The organism is Pseudomonas sp. FR229a (genome assembly GCF_030209115.1).
Lineage (GTDB): Bacteria > Pseudomonadota > Gammaproteobacteria > Pseudomonadales > Pseudomonadaceae > Aquipseudomonas > Aquipseudomonas moraviensis_A.
On the sequence record NZ_JARVSP010000001.1, the window covers coordinates 275,229 to 287,849 of the forward strand.

The window sequence follows — 12,621 nt, forward strand, 5'->3', positions numbered from 1 at the left end:
CTCAAGCATTTTCGACCGTTCGACAGCCTCACAATCCTGGATGCACCAGCCATTCTGCAAATACTCAAATGAGAAAACCGGAGGTCGCGCTTCGGATGAATCCATTTCGATGGTGGACGTCCGTGCCGTTAGTGTAACCGCCGCATCGCGTTCCCTGCGTTTGAACCTGGCCATTTCAGTTCACCAAATGCTCCCGGAAATACTCCTGCATGTCGCAGGCGGGAATTTCCCGGCTGAACTCCCCTTCCTTGAAGTTTCTGCGCCAGGGAGCTTCTTCATGCGTCAATTGGCGTAGTTTCCATGCCGAGAATTGGCCATAAACGTCGAACACTTCGTTCAGCAGACTTTGTTGTTTAGCACTGAAAACATCAGGGTTGAAATCATTTGGAGGAGGAATGGCACTCGATCCAAATTGGCTGAATCTTCGATATAGATCCGGAACCACCGGCCCGTGCATCCACGCCTCCAGCTTTTCAGGGAAGAGAGCCTCGCCATGGACGGCCAGACTGAACCCTTGAGCGTAATAAACCAATTTTTGAATTTTGAGATTGGAGATCTCCCCTTCATGCCCTTCCAGGCAGAGGAAATAATCCGCAACGTCCAAGCTACTCGGCATTTGAATCCCCTTCTGCATCATGCAATCCATTGCACAGTCCTTACTGAGGTGAGGCGCAATTCAGGCCAAGGCAATTGCCCTTGTGGCCCGTTATCGCTTGACTACAACCCTATCCAACCACTGTTCAGCCATCCAGCATTATTTCCCAGGCATTTGAGACAAATGATGCCAAAGACTCTTTTTCGGTATTCTGCGCATGAAAAAACCGGCCACATGGGCCGGTTTTTTTGTACCTCGACGTTGCGCCTTACAGGGCAGCAGCGTTCTCGGTCAGGTAAGCCGCAACGCCTTCTGGCGAAGCGTTCATGCCTTTGTCGCCTTTCTTCCAGTTGGCCGGGCAGACTTCGCCGTGCTCTTCGTGGAATTGCAGAGCGTCGACCAGACGGATCAGCTCTTCCATGTTACGGCCCAGCGGCAGGTCGTTGATGATCTGCGAACGGACAATGCCTTTGTCGTCGATCAGGAACGCGCCACGGAAAGCCACGCCGCCTTCGGACTCAACATCGTAGGCCTTGGCGATGTCGTGCTTCATGTCGGCAGCCATGGTGTATTTCACCTGGCCGATGCCGCCATTGTTCACTGGAGTGTTGCGCCAGGCGTTGTGGGTGAAGTGCGAGTCGATCGACACAGCGATCACTTCCACGTTGCGTGCCTTGAAGTCAGCCATGCGGTTGTCCAGAGCGATCAGCTCGGACGGGCAGACGAAGGTGAAGTCCAGTGGGTAGAAGAACACCAGGCCGTATTTGCCTTTGATGGCCGAGGACAGGGTGAAGCTGTCAACGATCTCGCCATTGCCGAGTACGGCCGGGACGGTGAAGTCTGGGGCTTGTTTGCCTACGAGTACGCTCATTGATATCTCCTGGTGTAAAAACTTGAAGTTCAGGGTCCGGGCCAGCCTGTCACCCTCAGGCGACAGCCCTGTGACACGAACCCTCTTCGCAAGGGACGACCATCATACACTGCGTGTTTGGCCTGTCCGTAACGGATTTTCCCTGTTCGGTTATCCACTACGTATTCATTGGGTAAAGCGAGCGCCTGGAAAATACCGTTCGTCAGGCGCAGGCAAATTGGCTGGGAAGCGTTCCGAAAGCACTTTGACAATCATTCTCGTTAACATTAAGATCCATCGCAATTGAGTCACAACCAGCGACGGTTCTTACTTATGTATGTTTGCCTCTGCACTGGCGTCACCGACGGACAGATCCGCGAAGCGATCTATGAAGGTTGCTGCAGCTATAAAGAAGTTCGCCAGGCCACCGGCGTCGCCAGCCAGTGCGGCAAATGCGCTTGCCTTGCCAAGGAAGTGGTGCGCGAAACCCTGACCAAGCTGCAAACCGCCCAGGCAGCGATCCCCTACCCGGTAGAATTTACCGCCGCGTAATGGCCCCCTTTTCAAAGAACCGGACTTCGCGTCCGGTTTTTTTATGCCTGAAAATCAATTGCTTAGCGTCCAGACGCGGAACACAAACATTCTTATTCCGATTAATTTTCATTTATTATTCAATAACTTAGGTTTGACACTTATAAATACCAAGCTCAAACTCCGCCTTATATACGGTTAATACAGGGCAGGACTCCGATCATGAAAGGCGACATTACAGTCATCCAGCATCTCAACAAGATCCTTGCCAATGAGCTGGTCGCGATCAATCAGTACTTCCTGCATGCGCGCATGTACGAAGATTGGGGTCTGAACAAGCTTGGCAAGCACGAATACAAAGAATCCATCGATGAGATGAAGCACGCGGACAAGCTGATCAAGCGCATCCTGTTCCTTGAAGGCCTGCCGAACGTGCAGGACCTGGGCAAGCTGCACATCGGCGAACACACTCGCGAAATGCTCGAATGCGACCTGCGCATCGAAAAGACCGGCCACGCTGACCTGAAAGCCGCCATCGCGCATTGCGAAACCGTTGGCGACTTCGGCAGCCGTGAACTGCTCGAAGACATCCTCGAGTCGGAAGAAGAACACATCGACTGGCTGGAAACCCAGCTCGGCCTGATCGACAAGATCGGTCTGGAAAACTATCTGCAATCGCAGATGGGCGAAGAATGATCTGACATTCGTCGAATCGAGACACTAAAAAAGCCCCGCCCTCTTTGGAGGTGCGGGGCTTTTTTATGCCTGGTGCGATGCAGGCAACACCACAAATCACTTGTAGGAGTGAGCCTGCTCGCGATGGCGGTGTGTCAGTCGATAGTTCAATACCTGACAGAACGCTATCGCGAGCAGGCTCACTCCTACATTGAAGCGAATCAGGCTTCGGACTTGTTCGCCGCTGCCGCTTCGACAGCCGCCTTGATGGTGCTTTGCAGCGAACCGTCTGCTGCCATCTCGGTCATGATGTCGCTGCCGCCGACCAGCTCACCGCCGACCCACAGTTGCGGGAAAGTCGGCCAGTTGGCGTATTTAGGCAGGTTGGCGCGGATTTCCGGGTTCTGCAGGATGTCCACGTAAGCGAACTTTTCACCACAGGCCATCACAGCCTGCGCAGCTTTTGCGGAGAAGCCGCACTGCGGGGCATTCGGCGAGCCTTTCATGTAAAGCAGAATGGTGTTGTTGGCAATCTGCTCTTTAATCGTTTCGATGATATCCATGGAGCACCTCGGCTGAACTTTCCGACTCAGAGGTCGGCACGGTGGCGCATTGTAACGGAATCCCGAGCGCCATGCTCGGTCTCCCCGACAGACCCGCTCAAGCCGCCGCCACCGTCACCGGTACGCCATTCAATGCCGCGTTGCCCGACAATTCGTCGAGCTGACACTCGTCGGTCAGGTCGTTGGCGCTCGACCCCGGCTGGCTGCTGGCGATCACCATCTGCACGCCGGGGCGCGCGTGGCCCCAACCGTGTGGCAGGCTGACCACGCCTTTCATCATGTCGAGACTGGCGAGCACTTCCACCTCGATCTGCCCGACCCGCGAGCTCACCCGAACCCGTTGCCCGTCGACCAGACCACGGCTGGCCAGATCATCCGGATGCATCAGCAACTGATGCCGCGGCTTGCCTTTCACCAGACGATGAAAATTGTGCATCCACGAATTGTTGCTGCGCACATGGCGGCGGCCGATCATCAACAACTCATCGGCAGCTGGCGCCCGCAAAGCGGCAAAGCGTGCGAGGTCGGCGAGGATCTCCAGCGGTGCGGCCTGAATATGCTGATTCGGCGTTTTCAGTCGCGTCGCCAGATTCGGCTTCAGCGCCCCCAGATCGATGCCGTGCGGATGATCGAACAGCGTCGCCAGCGACAGCTTGTGCTCGGACGCATCGCCATAGCGGCCCATGCGCAGGCCCATGTCGATCATCTTCGCCGGCGGCATGGTCGGTTTCAGCTCTTTGCCGGTTTTCTCGGCGAACGCCTTGGCCAGCCCGACGAAGATCTCCCAGTCATGCAGCGCGCCCTCGGGCTTGGCGAGAATCGCGCGATTGAAGCGGGTGACATTGCGCACCGCGAACAGGTTGAAGGTGGTGTCGTAGTGATCGTTTTCCAGCGCCGAGGTCGACGGCAGGATCAGGTCGGCATAGCGCGTGGTTTCGTTGATGTACAGGTCGATGCTGAGCATGAACTCCAGGCCATCCAGCGCCTGTTCCAGCTGCCGGCCGTTGGGTGTCGACAACACTGGATTGCCGGCCACGGTGATCAACGCGCGGATCTGGCCCTCGCCGTCGGTGAGCATCTCTTCGGCCAGCGCCGAGACCGGCAACTCACCACCGTATTCAGGCCGCCCGGAAACGCGGCTCTGCCATTTGTTGAAATGCCCCCCCGAGGTCGACGCCACCAGATCCACAGCGGGTTCGGTGCACAGCGCGCCGCCGACGCGGTCGAGATTGCCGGTGACCAGGTTGATCAGTTGCACCACCCAATGGCACAAGGTACCGAAGGCCTGGGTCGAGACGCCCATTCGGCCGTAGCAGACAGCACTCGGTGCGGCAGCGAAGTCGCGCGCCAGTTGGCGAATCTGTTCGGCCGGCACGGCGCACAATGGACTCATGGCTTCGGCAGTAAACGACGCCACAGCAGTGCGCACCTCGTCCAGGCCTTCGACTGGCAGATGGCTGTCGCGGGTCAGGCCTTCGCTGAACAGCGTATTGAGCATGCCGAACAACAGCGCCGCGTCGCCGCCCGGGCGGACGAATACATGCTGATCGGCCATCGCTGCGGTTTCGCTGCGCCGCGGATCGACCACCACCACTTTGCCGCCGCGTGCCTGGATAGCCTTCAGGCGTTTCTCGACATCCGGCACGGTCATGATGCTGCCGTTGGAGGCCAGCGGATTGCCGCCAAGGATCAGCATGAAATCGGTGTGGTCGATGTCCGGGATCGGCAACAGCAAACCGTGGCCGTACATCAGGTAGCTGCTGAGGTGATGAGGCAGTTGATCGACTGAAGTGGCCGAGTAGCGATTGCGCGTTTTCAGCAAACCGAGGAAGTAATTGCTGTGGGTCATCAGCCCGTAGTTGTGCACGCTCGGGTTGCCTTGATAAACCGCCACCGCGTTCTGCCCATGACGCTCCTGAATCGCCGCGAGCTTGTCGGCCACCAGCGCAAACGCTTCTTCCCACTCGATCGGCAGCCATTCACTGCCGACCCGACGCATCGGTTGGCGCAGGCGATCCGGGTCATTCTGGATATCCTGCAGGGCCACGGCTTTCGGGCAGATATGCCCGCGACTGAAGGTATCAAGGGCGTCCCCCTTGATCGAGGTGATTGCGACGTTGCCATCGGTTTCTGTGGTTTCGATGGTCAGGCCGCAAATGGCTTCGCACAGGTGGCACGCACGGTGGTGAAGAGTCTTGGTCATGGCCAGTCTCTGTCTTGTTCGGAGGCAGGCAATCACGCCCGCGGGAACAAAACTATGGCCCGTGCACAGAGGCGGCGCCAGCGACGTTCGTCTTGTGAATCGACGGTTATCAGGGCAGCCGATAAACCGCTGCGATCAGTTCGAAGGCAACTGCGGCGGTGCGGCCAGCTGGATTTCCTGGATGGTTTCGATCTGCTCGTGGGCGACATGCACGCCGGTGAGTTCGCCGATCAATCGCCAGTGTTCGTCGAGCCCGGCGCTGATGGTGGCCATGCGATCGATCATGTGTCGACCGGCGGATTTGACCACTTCGTCTTCACTGCGCAACAACTCGAAAGACATCGAGGTCACCGAGGCGGTGAGATGGGTCAGAGAGCGAGCCGTGTGGCCCAGCAGTTCCATTAACAGTTGTTCTTTCGATTCCATGCGGAGGCTTCCTGCGTCGCTCGAAACTTATTTATAACCCAGCACTTTGCTTTAGCAAATGTTTCAGTCTGAACATCCGACCAAGCGAATCCGTGGCACAGCGAGCGCAAAGCGACCAAAGCCGCGCCGTTGCCGTCGCGGCACATTGCCAAGCGCGGCGGCGCCAGTGTACAAAGAAGCTCGCTGCTGTACTGAACCCGGCTTCACAATGCGCGATCGAAACCCTCGCTCCGCGCTCCGCATCCCGTTGAAACCGTAGCCTATTGGCGTAACGCGACATTTAATGTCAATATCGCGCCTTCCCCTATTTCGTCGCCCCGTGCGGCTTACGCCGCAGGTCTCGCCCGTTGTTCCGTTAAACAAGGCTTTGAGCATCTGCGGTCTGTAGCAAAAAGGTAGTCAATGATGAGCGCAAGGCACTTTCTCTCCCTGATGGATTGCACGCCCGAAGAGCTGGTCAGCGTGATCCGTCGAGGCGTTGAGCTCAAGGACCTGCGTAACCGCGGCGTACTGTTCGAGCCTTTGAAAAACCGCGTGCTGGGGATGATCTTCGAAAAATCCTCGACCCGCACCCGGATCTCCTTCGAGGCCGGCATGATCCAGCTCGGCGGCCAGGCGATCTTCCTGTCCCCGCGCGACACCCAACTGGGCCGTGGCGAGCCAATCAGCGACTGCGCCATCGTCATGTCGAGCATGCTCGATGCGGTGATGATCCGCACCTTCGCCCACAGCACCCTGACCGAATTCGCCGCCAACTCGCGCGTGCCGGTGATCAACGGCCTGTCCGATGATCTGCACCCGTGCCAGTTGCTCGCCGACATGCAGACTTTTCTTGAGCACCGTGGCTCGATCCAGGGCAAGACCGTGGCCTGGATCGGTGACGGCAACAACATGTGCAACAGCTATATAGAAGCGGCGATCCAGTTCGACTTCCAGCTGCGCGTCGCCTGTCCGGAAGGTTACGAGCCGAACCCTGAGTTTGTCGCCAGGGCCGGTGATCGCGTGACCATCGTCCGCGACCCGCAGGATGCCGTACGCGGCGCGCATCTGGTCAGCACCGACGTCTGGACTTCGATGGGTCAGGAAGAGGAAACTGCCAAGCGCCTCAAGCTGTTCGCGCCGTTCCAGGTCAACCGTGCCCTGCTCGACCTCGCTGCCGAGGACGTGCTGTTCATGCACTGCCTGCCGGCGCACCGTGGCGAAGAAATCAGTCTCGACCTGCTCGATGATCCGCGCTCAGTCGCCTGGGATCAGGCAGAAAACCGTCTCCACGCACAGAAGGCCCTGCTCGAGTTCCTCGTTGAACCGGCATATCACCACGCATGAGCCATGAATTACTGCTGAACCTGCGCAACCTCGCTTGCGGCTATCAAGATCAACGCGTGGTGCAGAACCTCAATCTGCACCTCAACGCCGGCGACATCGGCTGCCTGCTCGGCTCGTCCGGCTGCGGCAAGACCACCACCCTGCGCGCCATTGCCGGTTTCGAACCGGTGCATGAAGGCGAGATCACCCTGGGTGGCGAAACCCTCTCCAGTGCCGGTTTCACCCTGGCGCCGGAGAAACGCCGGATCGGCATGGTGTTTCAGGACTACGCGCTGTTTCCGCACCTGAGCGTGGCCGACAACATCGCCTTCGGCATTCGCAAGCACCCGCACAAGACGCGCGTGGTCGAAGAGCTGCTGGAACTGGTCAACCTGAAAAACCTCGGCAAGCGCTTTCCTCACGAATTGTCCGGTGGTCAGCAACAGCGCGTCGCCCTCGCCCGTGCGTTGGCGCCGGAGCCGCAACTGCTGCTGCTCGACGAGCCCTTCTCCAACCTCGACGGCGAGCTGCGCCGCAAGCTCAGCCATGAGGTCCGCGACATTCTCAAGGCCCGGGGCACCAGTGCGATTCTGGTCACCCACGATCAGGAAGAAGCCTTTGCCGTCAGCGACCACGTTGGCGTATTCAAGGAAGGTCGGCTGGAACAATGGGACACGCCCTACAATCTTTATCACGAACCGGCGACGCCGTATGTCGCCAGCTTCATCGGTCAGGGTTACTTCATTCGCGGCCAGCTCGTCAGCCCGGAGTCGGTGCAGACCGAGCTGGGTGAACTGCGCGGTAATCGTGCTTATACCTGGCCGATAGGCGGCGCGGTGGATGTGTTGCTGCGCCCGGATGACATTGTCTATGCGCCGGACAGCGCATTGCAGGCGCAGATTGTCGGCAAGACGTTCCTCGGTGCGGCGACTTTGTACCGCCTGCAACTGCCGACCGGCGCGCAATTGGAATCGATCTTCCCCAGCCATGCCGATCATCTGGTCGGCGCGCAGGTCGGGATTCGCGTAGCGGCGGATCACCTGGTGCTGTTCCAGGCTTCGGGCAGCACGGCGGCGCAGATACCAGCGGTGGAAAACGGCGTACGTCGGTTCAGTACCAGCCTCTGATCGAACATATATTCCTGTAGGAGTGAGCCTGCTCGCGATAGCGGTTAATCAGTCGCCGAAGATGTTGACTGATAGACCGCTATCGCGAGCAGGCTCACTCCTACAAGGGATTGCGGTCAGCTCAGATGCAGGGTGCCGCTGGCCACCAACGTCGCTTTGCCACCAATTTTCACCCGCTCCCCTTCCAGCCGACAGAACAATTCACCGCCCCGCGCCGAGCGCTGGCACGCGGTCAGGTTCGATTTGCCCAGGCGCTTGGCCCAGTACGGAATCAGACTGCAGTGCGTCGAACCGGTCACCGGGTCCTCGTTGATGCCGATCGCCGGGGCGAAATAGCGCGAAACGAAGTCGTGCTGATTGCCGCGCGCAGTGACAATCGCACCCAGCCACGGCAGTTTCGCCAGCGCAGCCATATCGGGTTTGCAGTCGAGCACGGCCTGTTCCGACTCCAGCACCACGAACAGTTCGTTCGAGCCCAACACGTCGACAGCCTCAACACCGAGCGCCCGCTCGACATCCAGCGTCACGCCGATTTCCGAAGGTACGATGGTCGGGAAATCCAGCCATAACCGGCCGCCCTCACGGCTGACACTCAGCGCACCAGACTTGCAAGTGAAGTCGATGCGCGCTGCACTTTCCTTATGGATTTCATACAGCACAAACGCGCTGGCCAACGTCGCATGCCCACAGAGCGGCACCTCAGTAGTCGGCGTGAACCAGCGGATATGCCAGGCCTGCCCTTCGCGCACCAGAAATGCGGTTTCCGCAAGATTGTGTTCGGCGGCGATCTTCTGCATCAAGTCATCGGCCAGCCAGCTGTCGAGCCGGTAGACCATCGCCGGGTTGCCACTGAACGGCCGATCACTGAACGCGTCGACCTGATGAAACGCAAGCTGCATGGTTTTCCCCCTGAATTGGTCGACCGAGCATGCAACGGCGGCCCGGATCAGTGCCAGTGACAGAAACGCAATTTTTTCTTCATACAGCGAGCGCTCTTGTTACGCCCGGCCGATATCGGCGAACGTCGCCTGGGTGTGCTCGGCTAAAACCGCTGGCGCCAGTTCCACCTCCAGCCCCCGCCGCCCGGCACTCACATAGATAGTCGCAAAACCCTGAGCGGAATTATCGATGAAGGTGCGCAGGCGTTTCTTCTGCCCGAGCGGGCTGATACCGCCCAACAGGTAGCCGGTCGAACGTTGCGCGGCAGCCGGGTCGGCCATTTCGGCTTTCTTCACTCCGGCGGCATGCGCGAGCCCCTTGAGGTCGAGCGTTCCGACGACCGGCACTACGGCGACCAGCAATTCGCCTTTCTCACTGGCGGCCAGCAGGGTCTTGAACACCTGCGCCGGTTCGAGCCCGAGCTTCTCCGCTGCCTCCAGCCCATAAGACGCGGCCTTCGGATCATGTTCGTAACTGTGCACGCGATGTTCGGCACGAACTTTTTTCAACAAGTCCAACGCAGGGGTCATGGCAGCTCCGGGTTCGGCAATCTCAGAAAAAACCTGCGGCCGATTCTAGGTCATCGTGGGTTAAAAGGCTCTATTCCAAGCCGCGATTCCCGTGGTCTGCAGGTCCATGCACCCGGGGAGCCGCGCTAATCATTCATGCGGCGAATAGTTATATTGTGACTGACAGTTCACTTTCGACCTTTGACAGGTTTGTTTCTTGTCTATATTTTTTCGAATCTGAATAATGTAAGAATCATGCTCCGCGCAGTACCCAGCAGTAACCCGGGAAGCGAATGGGGATTCCGACCCGGTGAAGATCGCGCCTTGCTCCGTTGGCAAGGCGCCACACAAGAAAAAGAACCGAGGTTTTCAATGACAGCTGCTTTTCCGCAACCTTCGCTTTCCGGCCAATGCATGGCCGAGTTTCTCGGCACCGCCCTACTGATCTTCTTCGGCACCGGTTGTGTCGCCGCGCTCAAAGTCGCGGGCGCCAGCTTCGGCCTGTGGGAAATCAGCATCATCTGGGGTGTCGGCGTGAGCATGGCGATCTACCTCACCGCCGGGGTATCCGGCGCGCACCTCAATCCGGCCGTGAGCATCGCTCTGGCAATCTTCGCCGACTTCGAAAAACGCAAGCTGCCGTTCTACATCCTCGCGCAAATTGCCGGCGCCTTCTGCGGCGCGCTGCTGGTTTACACGCTGTACAGCAACCTGTTCTTCGATTACGAACAAACCCACCAGATGGTTCGTGGTTCGGCCGCCAGCCTTGAACTGGCATCGGTGTTCTCCACTTACCCGAACCCGGTGCTGTCGACGGCTCAGGCCTTTCTGGTCGAGATGATCATCACCGCAATCCTGATGGGCGTGATCATGGCCCTGACCGATGACAACAACGGTCTGCCAAGAGGCCCGATGGCACCGCTGCTGATCGGCTTGCTGATTGCCGTGATCGGCAGTGCGATGGGCCCGCTGACCGGTTTTGCGATGAACCCGGCGCGTGACTTCGGTCCGAAACTGATGACTTTCTTTACCGGTTGGGGTGAAATTTCCTTCACTGGCGGTCGAGATATTCCGTATTTCCTGATTCCGATTTTTGCACCGATTGTCGGTGCCTGCCTCGGCGCTGCCGGGTATCGCGGGCTGATCGCCCGTCACCTGACCGGCGCCACACCTGCTACAAAGGATGCAGAACCGGCCATTGACGGCAAACCAAGAACTTCTTGAAACAGTCGGCGCCGGCTCCTGCCCATCCGAGCCTGCGCCATGGCCCACTCTCGTTTTTTTCGTCCAAGGCAATCGACATGACCGACATTCAGAACAAGAACTACATCATTGCCCTTGATCAGGGTACGACCAGCTCCCGCGCAATCATTTTCGACCGCGATGCGAACGTGGTCTGCACCGCCCAGCGCGAATTCGTTCAGCACTACCCGCAGGCCGGTTGGGTCGAGCACGACCCGATGGAAATCTTCGCCACCCAGAGCGCAGTGATGGTTGAGGCACTGGCCCAGGCCGGCCTGCATCACGACCAAGTGGCCGCGATCGGTATAACCAACCAGCGTGAAACCACCGTGGTCTGGGACAAGACCACCGGCCGTCCGGTGTACAACGCGATCGTCTGGCAGTGCCGCCGCAGCACCGAGATCTGCCAGCAGCTCAAGCGCGATGGCCATGAAGACTACATCCGTGACACCACCGGTCTGGTCACCGACCCGTACTTCTCCGGCACCAAACTGAAGTGGATCCTCGACAACGTCGAAGGCAGCCGCGAGCGTGCACGCAATGGCGAGCTGCTGTTCGGCACCGTCGATAGCTGGCTGATCTGGAAATTCACCGGCGGCAAGGTACACGTCACCGACTACACCAACGCCTCGCGCACCATGCTCTTCAACATTCACTCGCTGGAGTGGGATTCGAAGATGCTGGAGATTCTCGACATCCCGCGCGAGATGCTCCCGGAAGTCAAAGCCTCTTCGGAAATCTACGGTCGCACCAAGAGCGGCATCGCCATCGGCGGTATTGCCGGCGACCAGCAGGCGGCACTGTTCGGGCAGATGTGCGTCGAGCCGGGCCAGGCGAAAAACACCTACGGCACCGGTTGCTTCCTGCTGATGAACACCGGCGACAAAGCGGTGAAATCCCAGCACGGCATGCTCACCACCATCGCTTGCGGCCCGCGCGGCGAAGTTGCCTATGCTCTGGAAGGTGCAGTGTTCAACGGCGGTTCGACCGTGCAATGGCTGCGCGATGAACTGAAAATCGTCAACGACGCCCACGACACTGAATACTTCGCCAACAAGGTCAAGGACAGCAACGGCGTCTATCTGGTGCCGGCCTTCACCGGCCTCGGCGCCCCGTACTGGGACCCGTATGCCCGGGGTGCGCTGTTCGGTCTGACTCGCGGCGTGCGCGTGGATCACATCATCCGCGCCGCCCTGGAATCGATTGCCTACCAGACCCGCGACGTACTCGACGCCATGCAACAGGACTCCGGCGAACGCCTCAAGGCCCTGCGCGTGGACGGCGGCGCGGTGGCGAACAACTTCCTCATGCAGTTCCAGGCCGACATCCTCGGCACCCAGGTCGAACGCCCGCAAATGCGCGAGACCACTGCACTGGGCGCCGCTTATCTGGCCGGTCTGGCCTGCGGTTTCTGGGGCAGCCTGGAAGAACTGCGCGGCAAAGCGGTGATCGAGCGCGAGTTCGAACCGAGCCTTGATGAAGTCGAGAAAGAGAAACTCTACAAAGGCTGGAAAAAAGCCGTCAGCCGTACCCGCGACTGGGCGCGTGAGGACGCTGAATAAGCCAACGTAGAGTTCCGGAAGGGTATCTAACTGGTAGGGAGCAGATTCCTGCGGCATCATGGGCAAATTTTGCTTGGCAGCCCAAAGGAAGCCC

13 protein-coding genes are annotated in these 12,621 nt (G+C 58.9%); 6 read left to right on the plus strand and 7 right to left on the minus strand.

Annotated features, from left to right (window positions below):
• Positions 1 to 175: 175 nt before the first annotated feature.
• Together QRN33_RS01170 and QRN33_RS01175 are read right to left on the minus strand one after the other, a co-directional pair.
• The gene (locus tag QRN33_RS01170) at positions 176 to 646 is read right to left on the minus strand and encodes a Panacea domain-containing protein (protein WP_285406237.1); all 471 of its coding nucleotides are present in this window, start codon (positions 644 to 646) and stop codon (positions 176 to 178) included.
• Positions 647 to 863: 217 nt separating this feature from the next.
• On the minus strand, positions 864 to 1,466 hold the full coding sequence (locus QRN33_RS01175; protein WP_042607367.1) for a peroxiredoxin: 603 nt from the start codon (positions 1,464 to 1,466) through the stop codon (positions 864 to 866).
• Between the two features lie 312 nt (positions 1,467 to 1,778).
• Here QRN33_RS01175 and QRN33_RS01180 point away from each other — a divergent pair, with 312 nt between their 5' ends.
• Together QRN33_RS01180 and bfr are read left to right on the plus strand one after the other, a co-directional pair.
• The gene (locus QRN33_RS01180; RefSeq protein ID WP_003227725.1) at positions 1,779 to 1,997 is read left to right on the plus strand and encodes a bacterioferritin-associated ferredoxin; all 219 of its coding nucleotides are present in this window, start codon (positions 1,779 to 1,781) and stop codon (positions 1,995 to 1,997) included.
• 201 nt (positions 1,998 to 2,198) lie between these two features.
• Positions 2,199 to 2,672, plus strand: coding sequence for a bacterioferritin (bfr, locus tag QRN33_RS01185; protein ID WP_042607368.1), 474 nt, complete (start codon positions 2,199 to 2,201; stop codon positions 2,670 to 2,672).
• 200 nt (positions 2,673 to 2,872) lie between these two features.
• Here the strand turns inward: bfr and grxD are convergent, their stop codons facing one another.
• From grxD to plzR, 3 genes are all read right to left on the minus strand, one after another.
• Complete coding sequence (gene grxD, locus QRN33_RS01190) at positions 2,873 to 3,214, minus strand: Grx4 family monothiol glutaredoxin (RefSeq protein WP_016773402.1); 342 nt, start codon at positions 3,212 to 3,214, stop codon at positions 2,873 to 2,875.
• Between the two features lie 97 nt (positions 3,215 to 3,311).
• Positions 3,312 to 5,417, minus strand: coding sequence for a molybdopterin oxidoreductase family protein (locus QRN33_RS01195; RefSeq protein WP_285406243.1), 2,106 nt, complete (start codon positions 5,415 to 5,417; stop codon positions 3,312 to 3,314).
• Positions 5,418 to 5,552: 135 nt separating this feature from the next.
• Positions 5,553 to 5,843, minus strand: a complete 291-nt coding sequence (gene plzR, locus QRN33_RS01200) for a PlzR type 4 pili assembly inhibitor (protein WP_042607370.1) — start codon at positions 5,841 to 5,843, stop codon at positions 5,553 to 5,555.
• Positions 5,844 to 6,248: 405 nt separating this feature from the next.
• Between plzR and argF the strand changes: the two genes are divergently transcribed.
• On the plus strand, positions 6,249 to 7,169 hold the full coding sequence (argF, locus tag QRN33_RS01205) for an ornithine carbamoyltransferase (RefSeq protein WP_039758373.1): 921 nt from the start codon (positions 6,249 to 6,251) through the stop codon (positions 7,167 to 7,169).
• A complete protein-coding gene (locus QRN33_RS01210) occupies positions 7,166 to 8,275 on the plus strand; it encodes an ABC transporter ATP-binding protein (protein WP_116658212.1) in 1,110 nt (369 codons plus the stop codon). Before argF ends, QRN33_RS01210 begins: the two co-directional genes overlap by 4 nt.
• A 116-nt stretch (positions 8,276 to 8,391) precedes the next feature.
• On the opposite strand, the gene QRN33_RS01215 is transcribed toward QRN33_RS01210, so the two are convergent.
• Positions 8,392 to 9,174, minus strand: a complete 783-nt coding sequence (locus QRN33_RS01215) for a PhzF family phenazine biosynthesis protein (protein WP_285406255.1) — start codon at positions 9,172 to 9,174, stop codon at positions 8,392 to 8,394.
• Between the two features lie 99 nt (positions 9,175 to 9,273).
• Positions 9,274 to 9,744: a Cys-tRNA(Pro) deacylase gene (ybaK, locus tag QRN33_RS01220; RefSeq protein ID WP_042607373.1), complete on the minus strand. Its 471-nt coding sequence runs from the start codon at positions 9,742 to 9,744 to the stop codon at positions 9,274 to 9,276.
• A gap of 351 nt (positions 9,745 to 10,095) precedes the next feature.
• Between ybaK and QRN33_RS01225 the strand changes: the two genes are divergently transcribed.
• Both QRN33_RS01225 and glpK read left to right on the plus strand, forming a co-directional pair.
• Positions 10,096 to 10,947, plus strand: a complete 852-nt coding sequence (locus QRN33_RS01225; protein WP_285406260.1) for an MIP/aquaporin family protein — start codon at positions 10,096 to 10,098, stop codon at positions 10,945 to 10,947.
• Positions 10,948 to 11,024: 77 nt separating this feature from the next.
• The gene (gene glpK, locus QRN33_RS01230; protein WP_042607375.1) at positions 11,025 to 12,527 is read left to right on the plus strand and encodes a glycerol kinase GlpK; all 1,503 of its coding nucleotides are present in this window, start codon (positions 11,025 to 11,027) and stop codon (positions 12,525 to 12,527) included.
• The last annotated feature ends 94 nt before the right edge of the window (positions 12,528 to 12,621 follow it).

Bases quoted from the DNA above. Each gene is read 5' to 3' on its own strand.
- QRN33_RS01170 (WP_285406237.1), bottom strand. From the start codon at position 646: ATGGATTGCATGATGCAGAAGGGGATTCAAATGCCGAGTAGCTTGGAC.
- QRN33_RS01175 (WP_042607367.1), bottom strand. From the start codon at position 1,466: ATGAGCGTACTCGTAGGCAAACAAGCCCCAGACTTCACCGTCCCGGCC.
- QRN33_RS01180 (WP_003227725.1), top strand. From the start codon at position 1,779: ATGTATGTTTGCCTCTGCACTGGCGTCACCGACGGACAGATCCGCGAA.
- bfr (WP_042607368.1), top strand. From the start codon at position 2,199: ATGAAAGGCGACATTACAGTCATCCAGCATCTCAACAAGATCCTTGCC.
- grxD (WP_016773402.1), bottom strand. From the start codon at position 3,214: ATGGATATCATCGAAACGATTAAAGAGCAGATTGCCAACAACACCATT.
- QRN33_RS01195 (WP_285406243.1), bottom strand. From the start codon at position 5,417: ATGACCAAGACTCTTCACCACCGTGCGTGCCACCTGTGCGAAGCCATT.
- plzR (WP_042607370.1), bottom strand. From the start codon at position 5,843: ATGGAATCGAAAGAACAACTGTTAATGGAACTGCTGGGCCACACGGCT.
- argF (WP_039758373.1), top strand. From the start codon at position 6,249: ATGAGCGCAAGGCACTTTCTCTCCCTGATGGATTGCACGCCCGAAGAG.
- QRN33_RS01210 (WP_116658212.1), top strand. From the start codon at position 7,166: ATGAGCCATGAATTACTGCTGAACCTGCGCAACCTCGCTTGCGGCTAT.
- QRN33_RS01215 (WP_285406255.1), bottom strand. From the start codon at position 9,174: ATGCAGCTTGCGTTTCATCAGGTCGACGCGTTCAGTGATCGGCCGTTC.
- ybaK (WP_042607373.1), bottom strand. From the start codon at position 9,744: ATGACCCCTGCGTTGGACTTGTTGAAAAAAGTTCGTGCCGAACATCGC.
- QRN33_RS01225 (WP_285406260.1), top strand. From the start codon at position 10,096: ATGACAGCTGCTTTTCCGCAACCTTCGCTTTCCGGCCAATGCATGGCC.
- glpK (WP_042607375.1), top strand. From the start codon at position 11,025: ATGACCGACATTCAGAACAAGAACTACATCATTGCCCTTGATCAGGGT.